The following is a 17,539-nucleotide window of genomic DNA, read 5'->3' on the forward strand; positions in this document are numbered from 1 at the left end:
ACTAGTCTACATTAACTAATTGAATTTATAATCTATATAATAAATAAAAATTTATATAATAAAAATGAAGTTCGCTATTTTAATATATAAATTTATGGGGTGGTTATATGAAAAACAGAAACGGGAAATTATTAAAGGTATACCTTGACGAGTCGCAAAAGCATCATGGAAAATCACTGTATGACACAATCATTAAAAAGCTTAAAGATGCAGGGGTGTATACTGCCATTGCCTATAGAGGTATCGAAGGCTTTGGTCAGGACGGCACGATTCACTTTTCAAAAATGGTGGAGCTCGCCATAGATTTACCTCTTATCATCGAGGCTGTCGGAGATTATGAATCAATTAACAAGGCAATAGATACAATCCAGCCTGTACTTCAAAAGGGTTATATGGTGTTGTTGGACGCACAGCTTGTAGAGACTAAACAAATATAATAAAATTGAATAAATGACAATATATTTATACTAATAATGGCATTGTTTTTCATTGACTGTATACTTGAAAGAATTATAATTTAGGTAGAATTCTAAAAGTATATTATTTTTATTAGATACCATGTATATTTTTTAACAGGACTTTAACATTATGCCGATTGTGCATATGCGATAATTGATGTTAAATATAGGAAAGACATTGTATTTTATAGAGGTATTTTTGTTACTGAAAGGCAGGTGTCAAAAAAGATGAATCTGTTATATTTGGGATTGGATGTAGGTTCTACGACAGTAAAGCTGGTAGTGCTTGATAAATATGAAAGAATGGTATATAGCAGGTATGAGAGGCACTATTCAGACATCAGAAATACAATAAAGCGCTTGATTAATGATGCATATAATGAGTTCCCCGAGTGGGACATTACAATCATGTCAACAGGTTCGGGCGGACTTTCAGTATCAAAATGGCTTGATATACCTTTCATACAGGAGGTAATAGCCAGTACAAACACCATTGAGAAATTTTATCCCCACACCGATGTAGCTATAGAGCTAGGCGGCGAGGATGCAAAGATAACATATTTTGAAGGCCAGGTAGACCAGAGGATGAACGGTACCTGTGCCGGCGGTACCGGGGCTTTCATAGACCAGATGGCTGCATTGATGAAGACCGATGCAAAAGGTCTAAATGAGCTTGCCAAAAGCTGCAAGGTAATATATCCTATAGCTTCCCGGTGCGGCGTATTTGCAAAAACTGATATACAGCCTCTTTTAAATGAAGGAGCAGCAAAAGAAGATATCGCAGCTTCGGTATTTCAGGCTGTCGTTAACCAGACTATCGGAGGACTTGCCTGCGGCAGGCCTATTAAGGGCAATGTGGCTTTTTTAGGCGGTCCTCTGTATTTCTTATCTGAGCTTAGAGTAAGATTTATTGAGACACTCAATCTTTCACCGGGACAGGTTATTTTTCCCGAAAATTCACAGCTTTTCGTAGCGGTAGGCGCGGCGTTATCCAGCAGCAGAGATAACAAAATTTCTTTTAAGGATTTGGTTGACAGGCTGAAGGTTTTAAACAATGCGGTAGAAGGGGAAGTAGAAAGATTAAGGCCGTTATTTATAGATAAAAATGAATATGACGAGTTTAGAGAAAGACACAGCAAAAACACAGCAAAGTTTAAGGACTTATCCGCATACGAAGGGGATTGCTTCTTAGGCATAGATGCAGGTTCAACTACTACAAAGGTCGTGCTTACAGACAATGAGGGTGCTATATTATTCTCCCGCTATGGAAGTAATGAAGGAAGCCCTTTACAGTCAACAATAAAAATACTTAAGGAACTTTACAGTATAATGCCACGTAATGCGAGAATAGTAAACTCTGCCGTTACAGGATATGGAGAAGGCTTGCTTAAGGCTGCATTATCCGTAGATATCGGTGAGATTGAGACAGTTGCCCATTACAAGGCTGCGGAGTTTTTCCTGCCCGGTGTGGAATTCGTGCTGGATATCGGCGGACAGGACATGAAGTGCCTGAGAATAAAAAATGGTATGATAGACAGCATACTTTTGAACGAAGCCTGCTCTTCCGGTTGCGGCTCATTTTTGGAAACTTTTGCACAGTCCCTGGGGTTAACCATACAGGAATTTGCAGCATCAGCGCTTTTGTCAAAACGCCCGGTTGATTTGGGGACAAGGTGCACGGTTTTCATGAATTCAAAGGTAAAACAGGCACAAAAAGAAGGAGCCGAAGTGGGGGACATATCTTCAGGTCTTTCATATTCCGTAATAAAAAACGCTCTCATGAAGGTTATTAAAATAAGAGATCCAAAAGAATTAGGTGAAAAGATAATAGTTCAGGGCGGAACCTTTTATAACGATGCGGTATTGAGAAGCTTTGAACTCATATCTGAAAGAGAAGCCGTAAGGCCGGATATCGCCGGGCTTATGGGAGCTTTCGGTGCGGCATTGATTGCAAGGGAACGCTATGAGGGTAAGACAAGCAATCTTTTAGCAGCCGATAATCTTGATGAATTTAAAATGGATACGGAAATAAGAAGGTGCGGCTTGTGCGGAAACAATTGCCTTCTTACCATAAACAAATTCTCCGATGGAGGAAGGTTCGTATCCGGAAACAGGTGTGAGAGAGGCGAAGGCATAGAAACAAATAAGGAAAAGGTTCCAAACTTATTTGATTATAAATATAAAAAGTTATTTTCATATAAACCGTTAAAAATAGAGGATGCGAAAAGAGGAAGGGTAGGAATACCGAGAGTCCTTAATATATATGAGAATTACCCATTCTGGTTTACCTTCTTTACAACCTTAGGCTACAGGGTAGAACTTTCACCAAGATCCTCTAAGGAAATATTTGAATTAGGCATGGAGACAATGCCTTCGGAATCCGTTTGCTACCCTGCAAAAATTGCCCACGGTCATATTATGAGCCTGGTAAATAAAGGAGTGGATTTAATATTCTATCCCTGCATTCCCTTTGAAAGAAAAGAGCAAGCAGAGGCAAACAATCACTATAATTGTCCTATTGTTACTTCTTATCCCGAGGTTATTAAAAACAATATGGATATATTGAAGGAAAAGGGAATAACCTACTTAAATCCTTTCGTTCCTTTGGATAACAAGAAAAGGCTTATAAGAAGGCTGTATGAAGAATTCAAGATATATAATATATCAAAGGATGAAATCATTAGGTCTGTTGAAATGGCATGGCAGGAAACTGAATACGTCAAAAACGATATAAGAAGAAAAGGCGAGGAAGTAATTAAATATCTGGAGGATAACGGCAAAAAGGGGATAGTATTGGCCGGACGTCCTTATCAGCTGGATCCAGAGATAAACCATGGTATTCCCGACCTTATCACTTCCTTTGGAATGGCAGTTTTAACAGAGGATTCCATAGCCCATTTAGGGAAGGTGGAGCGCCCCTTAAGGGTGGTGGACCAGTGGGTGTATCATTCAAGGCTGTATGCGGCGGCAAGCTATGTGGCAACACGAGACGATATGGAGCTTGTTCAACTCAATTCCTTCGGATGCGGCCTTGATGCCGTCACAACGGACCAGGTAAAAGAGATACTTGATAATTACGGAAAAATATATACTGTTTTAAAAATAGATGAAGGCAATAATTTAGGAGCTGCCAAAATACGCATGCGCTCACTTAAGGCAGCCATGGAGGAAAGAGAAAGAAGCGGTTATATATCCCAGAGGCTTGGTTCTTATCCATCCAGAATTTTGTTTACAAAAGAGATGAGAGACAAACATACAATTTTGGTGCCTCAGATGTCTCCCATTCATTTTCAGTTTTTAGAGGAAGCCTTCAGAGCATCAGGCTACAATTTGGTGGTGCTGCCATCTGTAAATAAAAAGGCTGTGGATGAAGGCCTCAAATATGTAAACAACGATGCCTGCTATCCTTCCATAATGGTTATAGGGCAATTAATCGAAGCTTTAAAGTCCGGAAGTCATGATTTGAATAATACTTCGGTTATGATTTCCCAGACCGGCGGAGGTTGCAGGGCAACAAACTATATAGGATTTTTAAGAAAAGCTCTACATGACGCAGGCTTTGGACATGTTCCCGTTGTATCTTTAAATGCTGGCGGATTGGAAAGGAACCCCGGATTTTCCCTGACTTTAGGTCTTTTGAATAAAAGCATCATGGCGCTTGTATACGGCGACCTTTTAATGAGGGTATTGTACAGGGTGAGACCATACGAGGCAATACCCAACTCAGCAAATGTGCTTTATAAAAAATGGGTTAAAATCTGCAAAGAGTCGGTAAGAAACGGAAACCGATATATATTCGAACAAAATATAAGGGAAATAGTAGAGGATTTTGACAGGCTGGAAATTAAGGATATTAAAAAGCCCAGGGTGGGCCTGGTAGGAGAAATTTTGGTTAAATTCCATCCTGCAGCCAATAACGATATAGTGGATATTCTGGAAAGAGAAGGGGCGGAAGCCGTAATGCCGGACCTTACAGACTTTTTGCTTTACACCGCTTATGGTACGGAGTTCAAGCATAAGTTCCTGTCAGGCAGCTGGAAGGCAAAATTCTATGGCTCTCTTGCTATAAAAGCAATAGAGTATTACAGAAAGGAATTAAAGGATGCTCTTAAGAGGAGCAGCAGGTTTGAGCCGCCGAGGACTATTCAGGAATTGGCACATGGGGCATCCCCTATAATCTCTGTCGGTAATCAGACGGGAGAAGGTTGGTTTTTAACCGGCGAGATGGTGGAATTAATAGAAAGCGGTGTTCCCAATATAATATGCATGCAGCCCTTTGCCTGCCTGCCAAATCATGTAACGGGCAAAGGTGTCATAAAGGAATTAAAAAGCAGATATCCGGAAGCAAACATTGCGGCAATTGACTATGACCCGGGTGCCAGCGAGGTAAATCAGCTTAACAGAATTAAATTAATGCTATCGGTGGCATTTAAGAATATGAATATCAGTAAAGAAGAAGTTGAAACCCACGATGAAGGCAAAGATGTAACGATAAAATTCGACATTCAAAGAGCTAATGCCATAGTAAAAAGCTTATTACTTTAATAAATGAGGCTGTGTCTATAGTCTTAATTAACTAAAGGCACGGCCTCACTTTTTATACTCTCATTGTTTATATGGGAGTTTTTTTGTTTAACTAGTGATTCGTTATACAAATATCAATATATTTTTATTCTTACTTTAATTCAATTAAAAAAAATCCTGAAAATTTACATAAATTTAATATTATTTGTAGAATCTTGAAAAAAGTGGTGATATAATATATCATAATGACAAAATATATAATTTCTTGCGAAAAATTCTTCTTTAGGAGGAAATTAAGATAAATATATCGAATAATACACAAAAGAGGTGGTTTAATGTCGGATTTAACATACAAATTAATCAAAAAGACTCTGGATGCCGGGGCATTGAGGCAAAAAGTAATTGCCAATAATATAGCCAATATAAATAACAAAAATTTTAAAAGGTCTGATGTTGTGTTTGAAGAGACATTAAAAGATGAGCTTAACAGGATTGGGAGAGATAAGGATAAAGTTGACTCCTTAAAACCTGAGGTTATAAAGGATGAATCCTCTAATATCAGGATGGACGGCAACAATGTTGACATAGATACAGAAATGAGCAACATGGCAGCTAATAATATTTTATACAATACTATGATTACCCAGCTTAACACAAAATTATCAGTGTTAAGGCACATTATAAGTGAAGGGAGAAAATAGTGATGCAATTATTTAAAGCATTAAGAATAAGCTCCAGCGGCCTTACTGCAGAAAGGCTGAGGATGGATACCATAGCAAGCAATATTGCCAATGCCAATACTACCAGAACAGAAGAAGGCGGTCCTTACAGGAGAAAAGTTGCGGTATTCCAGGAAAACCTGGAAAATGAATTGGATAAACTATCGGGAGACTCTTCTTTTAATGGGAAAGGCGTTAAGGCCACTGCCATAATTGAAGATCCCACTCCTTTTAAAAGGGTATATGACCCCTCGCATCCTGATGCTGATGCAGAAGGTTTTGTCAGTATGCCTAATGTAGATATGCTTACCGAAATGGTGGATTTGATAGCAGCAACAAGAGCATATGAGGCTAATGTAACAGCCGTTAATGCAGAAAAAAATATGGCTCTGAAGGCCCTTGAAATAGGAAGGTAATAAATATGAGAATTGATAACGTTTACAGAAATATTAACTTTGATGAACCAGTAAAAGCCGAGAAAAAAAGCGGCAATACCGGCGTTTTTGGTGAATACCTTAAAGAAGCAATCAATTCTGCCAATGAAGCGCAGATTAAATCGGATGAAGAGACTACAAAGGTGATGACAGGAGAAGCTGAAGATATACATAATGCATTGATTGCAGCGGAGGAAGCGAGGATTCAGATAGAGCTCGTAATGCAGGTTAGAAATAAGCTGTTGGAAGCCTATCAGGAAATAAACAGAATGCAGATATAAAAGGAGTAATTGTATTTTATGGGTGCACTGCGCAATATATTGAGCAACGTGGCCGAGGGATGGAAAAATATCAGCAATGGACGTAAAGTTGCCATTATTGTACTGGCCGGCGGAGTAATATCAGCATTGATATTTTTTATAGTTTTTTTTAATAAACCTCAGTATGAACCGCTGTTTTCCAATATGGCTCCCGAAGATATGGCCAAAGTAGCAGAGAAGCTTAAAGAAGATAAAATAAATTACAAGCCCGATGGTACAACCTTGCTTGTGCCAAAGGATAAAGTTGAAGAGATCAGGCTTACCGTTGCTTCATCAGGCATAATGCCTTCTGATGGCAAAGGCTTTGAGCTATTCGACGAAAGCAGATTCGGCATGACGGATACCGAGACCAGAATACTCTATCAAAGGGCCTTAGAGACAGAACTTCAACGTACCATAAAAGCCTTTGAAGAGATAGAGTATGCCAGGGTGCACCTTGTACTCCCTCAGGAAAGCGTGTTTTACAGGGAACAGGAGCAGGCCAGGGCATCTGTTACGCTTAAATTCAAGCATAACATGAGGTTATCACCCGAACAGGTGAGGGCCGTGGTGGCTCTTGTTTCGGGAAGCGTTAAAAATTTACCCAAGGAAAATGTTGAAGTTGTAGACAGCAATTTCAACCTATTGAGTGAGGAATTATTCAATGCTGATATAAATGCCCCTACCTCAGTCAATGACAGATATGAGATTAAAAAGCAATTTGAAACGAAGATAGGAAGCGACATAAAAAATATGCTGGAATCCGTATTCGGACCCAACAGAGTTAAAGTATCTGTAAATGCAGATCTGGATTTCGATGCAAAACAGGTTACATCTATAAGATACGATCCGGAAGGAATCATAGAAAACCAGCACAGAATATTGGAGTCATCTACTTCTACCGGCGGAAATACAACATACAGCCCTATGGATGAAAATACGGGAGCCCCTACTTTCCAAAATAATCCCAGCACATCCACCAGAACCAGTGAAGAGGATATCACTAATTATAAAATCGGTCAGGTAGAGGAGAAGACTATAAAAGCGCCAGGCGAAGTCAAAAAAATGACTGCTTCCGTTGTAATAGACGGCACTCTGTCGGAAGCTGCGAAAGCTTCGGTACAGAATATTGTGGCATCGGCCATAGGCTATGATGTTACAAGAGGCGATATGATAAGCATTGAAGGTATGCCATTTGATAATTCATTGCAAAGACAGGTGCAAGCAGATTTAGAAGAGCTTGAAAATCAAAGATTGGAAAAAGAAAGAAGGCAAAGGCAGATAATGCTGTTCGGTATTCCGGGTGCCATAGTGCTTTTGATTATAGCGCTTATAGTGTACTTGAGAATAAGGGCATTAAGAAGGGCTAAGCAAAATATTGACATAGTAATCGATGAACCTATTGCAGTTAATGAAGTTATTAAACAGCAGATTTTAGAAGATGATGCGGAAAGAGAAGACTTAACCAGCGAGATTAAGAAATATGCAAGCAAAAAACCTGAACAGGTTATAGAAATAGTTAAATCCTGGCTTGTTGAAGATGAGAGGTGATTAGCGTGCCCAGAGGTGAGGGGTTGACAGGTGTTCAGAAAGCAGCCGTCCTGATGATAACACTTGGACCTGAAATATCATCAAATATAATAAAGAAACTTCCGGATAATGATATACAGAAAATTACCTTTGAGATTGCAAACACCGTAAAAATAAAATCCAATCTTAAAGATGCGGTTTTAGAGGAGTTTGTTAACTTAAACAAGGCCAAAGAGTACATATTGGAAGGCGGTATGGAGTATGCAAAAACCCTTTTAAGCAAGGCATTGGGCGCACAAAGGGCTATGGAAATAATGGAACAAGTAGGAGAAATCACTCAGCAGTTCCGGCCTTTCGGTTCTGCAAGAAAGGCAGACGCCCAGCAGCTTTTAAGTCTGATTTCAAATGAGCATCCCCAGACCATCGCACTTATTTTATGTTACATACAGGCAGATAAAGCCGGCCAGATATTATCAGGACTTTCGCCGGAATTGCAAAGCGATATTGCCAAGAGAATTGCGGCCATGAGAAGCACCTCGCCTTCCATAGTGCATGAGGTGGAGAAGGTTTTGGAGAGGAAACTCTCATCAATGATAAGGCCGGATTTGGCCGCCATAGGCGGAGTGAACTCTCTTGTTCAGATATTGAACCAGGTAGACAGGGGAACAGAAAAGAGTATAATTGAATACCTGGGGAAAGACGACCCCGAGCTTGCAGAAAAAGTCAGAGCCAGCATGTTTGTATTCGAGGATATCCTCACTCTTGATAATGCATCCATACAGAGGATTATCAGAGAAATTGACAATAAAGACTTGGCTCTCGCATTAAAGGGCTCCTCGGAAGAGGTGGCAGAAGGAATATACAGGAATATGTCAAAGAGAGCCGCAGCTACATTGAAGGAAGATATAGAATACTTAGGACCAGTGAGGCTGGTTGACGTAGAAAAAGCTCAGCATAATATTGTATCCATAATAAGAAGGCTGGATGAGTCGGGAGAGATAATAATATCAAGGGGTGGCGAAGATGCAGTCATCGTATAAAGTGATAAAAAAGAACTTTGTCAACAGCGACAGTATATATACAATAAATACTCCGGTAATAGAAATAGCGCCGCTTGTGATTAAGCCTGAAGCCCTGAATGAGGTAAATGAGGAAGTAATAGGACAGATAGATTTAGAGGAAATAAAAAAACAGGCTTATGAAAAAGCAGAAAGCATCATAAATGAAGCAACCGCAAAAAGTGAAAAAATTGCAGCCGAAGCTATGGAAGAGGCAGTTAGAATCAAGAAAGATGCATATGAAATGGCTTTCAGAAAGGGCCATTCCGAAGGTTTCAAAAAAGGAAACGAGGAAGGCCATATAGCCGTTGAAAATATAAGGCTTGAAGCAAAGGATGTATTGGAAGAAGCCCATAGGGTTTCCAGAGAATACATAAACAATCAAAAAGGTGAGATATTGAATCTGGCAATTAATATAGCAGAGAAAATCATAGGCTATGCGGCAGATGAAAATGATTCCGTAATATATACAGCAGCCATGAATGCTATAAATTCCGCCATAATAAAAGAGCAGCTTATTATCAGGGTGAATCCGATGGATTATGCCCTATTGGACTATAGAAGAGATGAGATTTTAAGCACCGTAGGAGAAAACCTTATAGTGAGCATCATAAAAGATGCCAGCATAAGCCGCGGCGGTTTGATTTTGGAATCGGAAGCCAGCACTGTCGATGCTACAATAGAATCTCAAATGGAAAAAATAAAAGAAGCCTTGATTGGATGATAGTTTATGGCAGATATTAATTTCTCCAATTACAGAAATATTATTAACAATATTGTCACCATAAGAGCGGAGGGCAAGGTCAGCAGGGTAATTGGTCTGACTATTGAGGTAGAAGGGCTTAAATCCTCCGTGGGAGAAGTTTGTCACATATATGGGAGTAAAAATGCACAGCCTATATTGTCCGAAGTGGTAGGCTTCAAAGAAGGCGGAAAGATAATACTGATGCCTTTGGGTGATTTAAAGGGCATAGGCCCCGGCTCCAGTGTAAAGCCTACAGGAAAAATGCTGACAGTAAAAATTGGAGATGAGCTTTTAGGCAAGGTCTTGGACGGCCTTGGAAATCCCATTGAAGATGACTGCCCTGAGGATTATACGGAATACCCTGTTAATAACTCTCCCCCAAATCCACTGAAGCGCCCCAGGATAGATAAAATAATGGCAACAGGGGTAAAGGCTATCGACGGCTTTTTAACCTGCGGTGAAGGACAGAGGGTGGGGATATTTGCAGGAAGCGGCGTAGGCAAAAGCACACTCTTAGGGATGATATCCCGCTACAGCGATGCAGATATAAATGTAATAGGATTAGTAGGCGAAAGAGGCCGTGAGGTCAGGGACTTTTTAGAGAAGGACCTTGGTGAAGATGGCCTGAAACGATCAATAATCGTCTGCGCTACATCGGATCAGCCCGCCTTAGTACGCTTAAAAGGTGCGTATACGGCAACGGCTATAGCCGAATACTTCAGGGATAAGGGCAAAAAAGTAATGCTCATGATGGACTCCGTTACAAGGTTTGCAATGGCACAAAGAGAGGTAGGATTGGCTATCGGTGAACCTCCGGCCACTAAGGGCTATACGCCTTCGGTTTTTGCAGCCTTACCGGGATTGCTGGAGAGGTCGGGTATGTCGGAAAAGGGCTCTATTACAGCCTTTTATACCGTGCTTGTTGATGGCGACGACTTCAATGAACCCATATCCGATGCAGTAAGAGGCATACTGGACGGCCACATTATTTTATCCAGGGAGCTGGCGGCACAAAATCATTATCCATCCATTGATATTTTAAGAAGCATAAGCCGTCTCATGGCGGAAATCGTCCCTAAAGACCACAGGCTTACATCGGGTGAATTGAGGAATTTACTTTCAACATATAGAAATTCCGAGGATTTGATAAATATAGGAGCATATGTAAAGGGAAGCAATCCTTCCATAGACAAGGCTATAAAATATATAAACAAGCTCAATGGATTTTTGCAGCAGGACAAGGATGTGCATGTTGCATATGAGACGATTATGAAGGAACTCTATGGGATTGCGAAGGAATAGAGGTGCTTAATTGGCTGGTTTTGTTTTCAGGCTTCAGAAGGTATTAGAGCATAGAATGAGGCTGGAGGATGAGAAGAAGCAGGCTTTTGTGAAATCCAGACAGGAGTATCTTAAGGAACTGGACGTGTTGAATACTCTTAAGGACAAGCTTGATGAATGCTTATCTTGCGGCTGGAAAAACAGCATGAATATATTCAGTTATATATCAAAACAAAATTATATAGTTTTTATGGAAGATAATATAGAAGATCAGGAAAAAAGGCTGAGTGTCCTTGAAACCATAATGGAAAGGAAAAAGACTGAATTCAATGAAAGCCAGAAGAACAGAAAGGTACTGGAAAAGCTAAAGGAAAAAGCCTACAAAGAATATATGCAGGAGCAAGACCGGGTGGAACAGCAGCAAAATGATGAGTTTGCACTGTATGGTTATACAAGGAAATAAATATTGCGCTTTGAAAGGAGGTGAGAATAATAGTAGGACAAATCAACAACTTAATAAATACAGCTCTTGTAAAAGAAGGCAAAAAGCTTCAGGGGCAAACATCAGGTTTTGGAGGTTTTGATGCATTGCTCATGATCCTTATGGGAAAGAGCATGAATCCCGGTGAAAGCTTGTTAGGTTTAGGCGATATCCTAACCGGTGAAGGGAATTCCCCATTGACAGCAAATGCCGGGGATATGAGTGCACTTATGGAAGACCTTGGCGATATTGAAAGTACAAATGGTCCTGATATGCCGGTACTTTTTAAGAAGAACTTAAGCGGACTGATGGAGGATATCAATATCAACAGCCCTCAACTTGCATTGCTGAATGCTTTATCCAAAAGCTTTGTGGAAAATGATGGTACGTTAGCAGAAGTGGGACAAGTAACCGACAAAGTTACGACTCAAGAGGGGCAATTGCTGAATTTACTGCAGGTTAACGAAGAAACAGCAAGTGAAGGTATAACTGAGGCATTGGTTGATATAAATACCCAGAAGAATGTCGGCTTAACGGCTGATACAAACTTCGTTATACAAAATGAGGAAAGTCCAGGTTCAGCAGTTGAGGTTATAAAATCTGCTCAAGTCAAGGATGAAAGCAAACAAAAAGTAACAGCCGATGCAAATTCAGAAACTAAAGAAGAAGCCTTTGCCGGTAATAGGAAGACATCTGAAATTGCTGAAAGCATTGTTTTTAGAAATACAAGGTATGCTGGCAGTGAAGTTAATGCTTTAAACACTGAAGATATCGGAAGTAAAGCCGAGTCAAATACCTTAAATGGAAATGGGCAGAAGGTTACTTCAAAAGAACAAGATATAACTGAACAATTTATAGTGCAAAGGCCGGAGATAATCCGCATATTAAAAGGAACAGAAACTTTAAAAGAAGCTAAAGCCACTGCGGTTGCTGATGAAGCTTTATTCAAGGCAAACAATGAAGTGAGTTTAGAAGTTTCAGCTTTGGATAAAAAAGAAGCTTCCTTTGAAATGGACCATGAAGGCAGTGAAAGCAGGGAGCTTACAGGTAAATTCGATGTTTTTATGAATGCAGAATTAAGCAAGCCTCCAACTGAAATTAAGGCAGCCGGGAATTCCGAAAATATCAGCACCTATGTGGAAGCTAACAAAGAAGATATATTAAGCCAGGTATATGACAAAATGAAGTTCATAAAAACAGGTGATGCAACTGAGCTCCATATAAGCTTAAAACCCGAGGAATTGGGAGAAGTGGCAATAAAACTGGTTGCGGAAAAAGGTGTTATAACCGGCAAAATCTTAGTTGAAAACAATCAGGTGAAGAGCCTTATTGAATCCAACATGCCGCAGCTTAAGGAAAATTTAAAAGAGCACAACGTAAATATTGCAGCATTGAATGTTTCTGTAGAACTAAACCAGGGAAATCTTGATTTTAATCAGCGCTTTACACAAAACAGCCAAAACTTCAGCAAAAAGAGTGTAAAAAGGATTGAAGCAATATCCGGAACAGAAGAAGCCGCTGCAATTCAGCAAAGGCTTCATACAGGAGAGCTTGATTTGCTGGCATAGTATGCTGTTTAACATTACTAGTAAAGGAGGGATGATATGAAGGTATACAATACTACAACAACAACCAATACCGCTACCGCAGTCAATAGCAAGAGTGAATTGGGGAAAGATGCATTTTTAAAGATTTTAGCTTCCCAGCTTCAAAACCAGGACCCTTTAAATCCCCAGAACAATGCCGAGCTTGTAGCACAGATGGCGCAGTTTTCTGCTTTAGAGCAGATGCAGAACCTGAATCTTTCCATGAACAATCTCATATTGAGCCAAAAGGTAAACGAAGCAAATATGCTCATTGGCAAAATCGTCAAGGTGACAGACAGCAACGGAGACATATTGACGGACATCATAACTGGGACTAAGGCAGGCAAGAACGCAGTTAACGTAGTAATTGACGGAAAAGAATTCAATGTGGATGAAATTTTAGAAGTGGTAAACGATGCAGATATGAATGAAGTTAAAGGTATACTTTACAGTATTCTATTAGGACAAAGTGCCCAGCAGATGACTTCACTCATCGGCAAGACAGCAAAAATTGAATTGGATGACGGCGGTTTTGTGGTAGGACGTATAGAAAGTGTAAGAGTGACTGACGGAATGTACGGCGTGGTAATAGACGGCGTGGAATACGGTGCAGACAAAATAGTAGAACTTTTCAATGGGGGAGAGCAGGATGTCATTCAGGATAATTAACGGCAGGATAGTACCCGTTGATGTGCCGCAACAGCAGGGGAGCGTAAATAAACCTGCACGCAGTAGCGACAGCTTCAAAAATGTCCTGGATACCGAGATAAGCAAGACTAAAGAGGTCAAAATATCAGGACATGCTATGGAAAGGCTTAAAAGGCGAAATATAGAACTGGACTCAAATGACCTTCAAAAGCTCACGGATGCAATCGACAAAGCAGAAACCAAAGGTGCAAGGGAGTCGCTGCTTCTATATAGAGACATAGCCTTCATAGCCAGTATTAAAAATAAAACAATAATAACTGCAATTGACGGCGACAGTGTAAAGGATAATGTCTTTACAAATATAGACAGTGCAGTGATTATATCATGAAATTTGCAGGCAAATTTATGTCAAATGATTTCAAATGGCAAAGTCATTAGAAATCTGCATCATAATGGCCGGACCTCCTTGAGGAAGCCATTATATCCGCTAAATGACTGAAGCGGGTGTCAAAATAATATTCGAATAAAAACCAAAATTTTAGGGGGTTAAATAATGTTAAGATCATTTTTTTCCGGTATAAGCGGAATGAAAAACAATCAGGTTAAAATGGACGTAATTTCAAACAATATATCAAACGTTAATACTACAGCTTTTAAGACAGGGATGGTGCGTTTTCAGGATGTATTCAGTCAGACATTAAACGATGCTACGGCGCCTTCAGCAGGAAGAGGAGGTATAAACCCAAGACAGGTAGGTCTTGGAATGCAGCTGGGCGGTATATACACATTGATGACCCAGGGTGCGCCCCAGGCTACAGGAAGGCCTCTTGATTTTGCTATAGATGGCGAAGGCTTTTTCGTGCTTTCAAAGAATGGAACAATTGATGATGGTACAGGTGTTTATACAAGCACAAGTGATGTTTATTCAAGGGATGGGGCTTTTAACTTCGATGCCGGCAGGGAAGTAGGTGCGGACGGTCAGGTATATTATGATATAGTAAGCGCCGACGGATATAGGGTTATGGGATATATAAATGCCGGCCACCAAACTACTGATCTTGCAGAGCCGGATGAAGAAGATTATGCATCCGCTACTTTAGAAAGCATTTATATTCCTGAGTTAAATCCAAGAGATACTACCGACCCTGGCAAGCTTATAAGCTATTCTATTGAAGCTAACGGTACCGTAAAGGCTATTTACGAAGGAGACAACTATCCTGTAATAATCGGTAAAATAGCCATTGCAAAATTCTCTAATCCGGCAGGTCTTGCAAAGCTTGGCGGAAACAACTACTTGAATACTTCAAATTCAGGAGCTCCTTCAGTAGGAATGGCATCAGAAGACGGCAGGGGAGATGTATTGCAGTCATACCTTGAAATGTCTAATGTAGATTTGGCCAGTGAATTTACAGATATGATTATAACCAGCAGGGCATATCAGGCAAACTCAAGGTCAATTACGACATCGGATGAAATGCTGCAGGAATTATTAAACCTAAAGAGATAATGAGGATTAGTATATGATAAAACTTACAGGCTTAAACAATAGGGAGTTTTATTTAAACTGTGAATTAATAGAAAAAATTGAAGTCACTCCGGATACCATAATAAGCACAACAAGCGATAAAAAATATGTTGTGAAGGAGTCTCCGGAGGTCATCATTAAAAGCATAATCGACTTCAAAAGGAAATACATGATGAGTATTCCGGAGGTTATAAAATAATGAAAAAAAGTGATATGGCAACCACCATAGGATTGTTTTTTGGATTGTGCGCTATAATTATCGGAATGGCCTTGGACAGCGGGAAATTTAATCCCGCTGCTCTGGCACTGTTCTGGGACTTGCCTTCAGTATTCATTACTGTGGGAGGCTCATTTTTCACAGTGCTTATAGCATTTCCTATGGATACGGTTAAAAACCTTCCCAAAACCTTGAGAAATGCCTTTATAGAAAAGAAGATGGCTCCACTGGAGATAATAGACAAGTTTGTTGAGCTTTCCAAAAGAGCCAGAAAGGAAGGCTTATTGTCCATGGAAGATGAAATTGAGGCAATAGACGACAAATTCCTTAAAAACGGTATACAGATGGTGGTAGACGGTCTGGAGCCTGAAACAATAAAAGAAATCATGGAGCTTGAAATAAGTGCCATGGAAAAAAGGCATTCAAACGGTATTAATTTGCTTAAAGCCTGGGCGGGATATGGCCCTGCCTACGGTATGATAGGTACATTAATAGGATTGGTACAAATGCTTGCAAATTTAAACGACCCAGGTGCATTGGGCCCGGGTATGGCTAAAGCTATAGTTACATCCTTTTATGGTTCTGTAATGGCAAACTTCATTTTCAGTCCTCTTGCGGGAAAGCTGGAATTAAAAAGCTCGGAGGAGTCGGAAACCAGGGAGATGATGCTGGAAGGTGTCCTTTCAATACAGGCAGGAGTAAACCCCAGGGTTATTGAAGATAAGCTTAAGACCTATTTATCGCCTGATGAAAGGCTGGATGCGCTGAGATCAAATACTGAAAGAGAAGCGGTGTTGGACAATGACTAGAAAAAAGGCAGAAAAAAAGGAAATCAGTCAGGAATGGCTTACAACTTACTCGGATATGATGACACTTTTGTTGACTTTCTTTGTGCTTTTATATTCTTTCTCCATAATAGACACCATTAAATTTAGAAAATTATCAAGTTCTTTAGCTTCTGCATTAAACAACAGCGGTGCTGATATGTTTGAGGTATACGAAACCTCGGGGGATGTTCCTGTAATAGGAGAAGAAGTTCCGGGAAGTGATGTATTGCCCAATCAAAACGGCAATGCCATGTACAATGCCGTTACGGAATTTGTTAATGACAACAACTTAGGCGAATATGTAACCATTAAGGAAAGCGCTAGGGGTATAATAATTGAATTTAAAGACAGGATCCTTTTTGATACCGGTAGGGCCGAAATAAAAAATGAAGGTGTGCCGGTGCTCATGAAAATAACAGAATTAATCGGCAATATGCCAAACGATATAATTATAGAAGGTCACACAGACAATGTACCCATAAGCACAGCTCAGTTTCCTTCAAACTGGGAATTGTCTTCCGCGAGGGCTTTGAGGGTAATGTGGTACCTGACGGAAAACAGGGGCTTGGATCCAAAAAGATTTTCGGTACAGGCCTTTGGTGAGTATAACCCCATAGCCGGCAACGATACCCCTGAGGGAAGGGCACAAAACAGGAGAGTTAACATATTGATTTTGTCCAAAAATGATGAGGAATTAAATCAGGTGAACATGCCGTAAAAGTTATTTATATTATAGCAATTATTAGCAAAACGAATTACTGAAGAATGGAGAGTTAAGTTTATGAATAAGAAGATGCTGCCGGTAATTATACTTGTCGTACTTTTTATTGTAGCAGCCGTTCTGGCAATTATATTATTCAGATTGGGAATAATCTCACCCACTTCAAATTCAGGTGCTCCGCCAAAGGAGATTACATTTGACGTAGGAGAGTATTCCGTTAATCTGGATGAGCCGGGGTACAGGAGATATATGAAAACCAATATATTCGTCGGCTATACTGTGAAAAAGCTGGAAAAAGAGCTTGCCGAAAAGACTCCGCAGATGAGAAGCATAATAACCGATATACTGAGGAGTAAAAAGGTTGAAGATGTGAGTTCCACGGATGCCATGGAAGTCATAAAAGGCGAGATTAAGAACAGCATAAATGAAATCCTTACCACAGGTAAAATAGACAATATATATATTACTGATATTATAATTCAATAA

General features: G+C 40.0%; 18 protein-coding genes. All 18 read left to right on the forward strand.

Annotated elements, in window-relative coordinates; genetic code table 11:
• Nucleotides 1-107: 107 nt before the first annotated feature.
• The 18 genes from OXPF_RS08760 to OXPF_RS08845 all read left to right on the forward strand — a co-directional run bounded on the left by OXPF_RS08760 (nt 108) and on the right by OXPF_RS08845 (nt 17,539).
• Nucleotides 108-437, forward strand: coding sequence for a DUF190 domain-containing protein (locus OXPF_RS08760; protein ID WP_054874821.1), 330 nt, complete (start codon nt 108-110; stop codon nt 435-437).
• Nucleotides 438-686: 249 nt separating this feature from the next.
• Nucleotides 687-5,003 carry a 2-hydroxyacyl-CoA dehydratase gene (locus OXPF_RS08765; RefSeq protein ID WP_054874822.1) on the forward strand — a complete coding sequence of 1,439 codons (4,317 nt, stop codon included), beginning with the start codon at nt 687-689 and terminating at the stop codon, nt 5,001-5,003.
• 314 nt (nt 5,004-5,317) lie between these two features.
• Nucleotides 5,318-5,683: a flagellar basal body rod protein FlgB gene (gene flgB / locus OXPF_RS08770; RefSeq protein ID WP_054874823.1), complete on the forward strand. Its 366-nt coding sequence runs from the start codon at nt 5,318-5,320 to the stop codon at nt 5,681-5,683.
• A 2-nt stretch (nt 5,684-5,685) separates the two neighbouring features.
• Nucleotides 5,686-6,117, forward strand: coding sequence for a flagellar basal body rod protein FlgC (gene flgC, locus OXPF_RS08775; RefSeq protein WP_054874824.1), 432 nt, complete (start codon nt 5,686-5,688; stop codon nt 6,115-6,117).
• Between the two features lie 5 nt (nt 6,118-6,122).
• Nucleotides 6,123-6,416 carry a flagellar hook-basal body complex protein FliE gene (gene fliE, locus OXPF_RS08780; protein WP_054874825.1) on the forward strand — a complete coding sequence of 98 codons (294 nt, stop codon included), beginning with the start codon at nt 6,123-6,125 and terminating at the stop codon, nt 6,414-6,416.
• Nucleotides 6,417-6,434: 18 nt separating this feature from the next.
• The gene (fliF, locus tag OXPF_RS08785) at nt 6,435-7,985 is read left to right on the forward strand and encodes a flagellar basal-body MS-ring/collar protein FliF (protein ID WP_054874826.1); all 1,551 of its coding nucleotides are present in this window, start codon (nt 6,435-6,437) and stop codon (nt 7,983-7,985) included.
• Between the two features lie 5 nt (nt 7,986-7,990).
• Nucleotides 7,991-9,004: a flagellar motor switch protein FliG gene (gene fliG / locus OXPF_RS08790; protein WP_083479788.1), complete on the forward strand. Its 1,014-nt coding sequence runs from the start codon at nt 7,991-7,993 to the stop codon at nt 9,002-9,004.
• Nucleotides 8,988-9,746 carry a FliH/SctL family protein gene (locus OXPF_RS08795; protein ID WP_054874827.1) on the forward strand — a complete coding sequence of 253 codons (759 nt, stop codon included), beginning with the start codon at nt 8,988-8,990 and terminating at the stop codon, nt 9,744-9,746. The genes fliG and OXPF_RS08795 overlap by 17 nt, the downstream gene beginning before the upstream one ends.
• A 6-nt stretch (nt 9,747-9,752) precedes the next feature.
• Nucleotides 9,753-11,069, forward strand: coding sequence for a flagellar protein export ATPase FliI (fliI, locus tag OXPF_RS08800; RefSeq protein ID WP_054874828.1), 1,317 nt, complete (start codon nt 9,753-9,755; stop codon nt 11,067-11,069).
• 10 nt (nt 11,070-11,079) lie between these two features.
• Entirely contained in the window at nt 11,080-11,511 is a 432-nt protein-coding gene (gene fliJ / locus OXPF_RS08805; RefSeq protein ID WP_054874829.1) for a flagellar export protein FliJ, read from the forward strand.
• A 20-nt stretch (nt 11,512-11,531) separates the two neighbouring features.
• The gene (locus tag OXPF_RS08810) at nt 11,532-13,097 is read left to right on the forward strand and encodes a flagellar hook-length control protein FliK (RefSeq protein WP_054874830.1); all 1,566 of its coding nucleotides are present in this window, start codon (nt 11,532-11,534) and stop codon (nt 13,095-13,097) included.
• 36 nt (nt 13,098-13,133) lie between these two features.
• A complete protein-coding gene (locus tag OXPF_RS08815; RefSeq protein WP_054874831.1) occupies nt 13,134-13,784 on the forward strand; it encodes a flagellar hook capping FlgD N-terminal domain-containing protein in 651 nt (216 codons plus the stop codon).
• Complete coding sequence (locus OXPF_RS08820) at nt 13,765-14,151, forward strand: TIGR02530 family flagellar biosynthesis protein (RefSeq protein ID WP_054874832.1); 387 nt, start codon at nt 13,765-13,767, stop codon at nt 14,149-14,151. Before OXPF_RS08815 ends, OXPF_RS08820 begins: the two co-directional genes overlap by 20 nt.
• Nucleotides 14,152-14,316: 165 nt before the next feature.
• Entirely contained in the window at nt 14,317-15,270 is a 954-nt protein-coding gene (locus tag OXPF_RS08825) for a flagellar hook-basal body complex protein (RefSeq protein WP_054874833.1), read from the forward strand.
• Nucleotides 15,271-15,283: 13 nt separating this feature from the next.
• A complete protein-coding gene (locus OXPF_RS08830) occupies nt 15,284-15,487 on the forward strand; it encodes a flagellar FlbD family protein (protein ID WP_054874834.1) in 204 nt (67 codons plus the stop codon).
• A complete protein-coding gene (locus OXPF_RS08835; RefSeq protein WP_054874835.1) occupies nt 15,487-16,314 on the forward strand; it encodes a motility protein A in 828 nt (275 codons plus the stop codon). The genes OXPF_RS08830 and OXPF_RS08835 overlap by 1 nt, the downstream gene beginning before the upstream one ends.
• A complete protein-coding gene (locus OXPF_RS08840) occupies nt 16,307-17,050 on the forward strand; it encodes an OmpA family protein (protein ID WP_054874836.1) in 744 nt (247 codons plus the stop codon). Before OXPF_RS08835 ends, OXPF_RS08840 begins: the two co-directional genes overlap by 8 nt.
• 63 nt (nt 17,051-17,113) lie before the next feature.
• Complete coding sequence (locus OXPF_RS08845) at nt 17,114-17,539, forward strand: flagellar basal body-associated FliL family protein (protein ID WP_054874837.1); 426 nt, start codon at nt 17,114-17,116, stop codon at nt 17,537-17,539.

Origin of the sequence: Oxobacter pfennigii (genome assembly GCF_001317355.1) — a bacterium.
Taxonomy (GTDB): Bacteria; Bacillota; Clostridia; order Clostridiales; family Oxobacteraceae; genus Oxobacter; species Oxobacter pfennigii.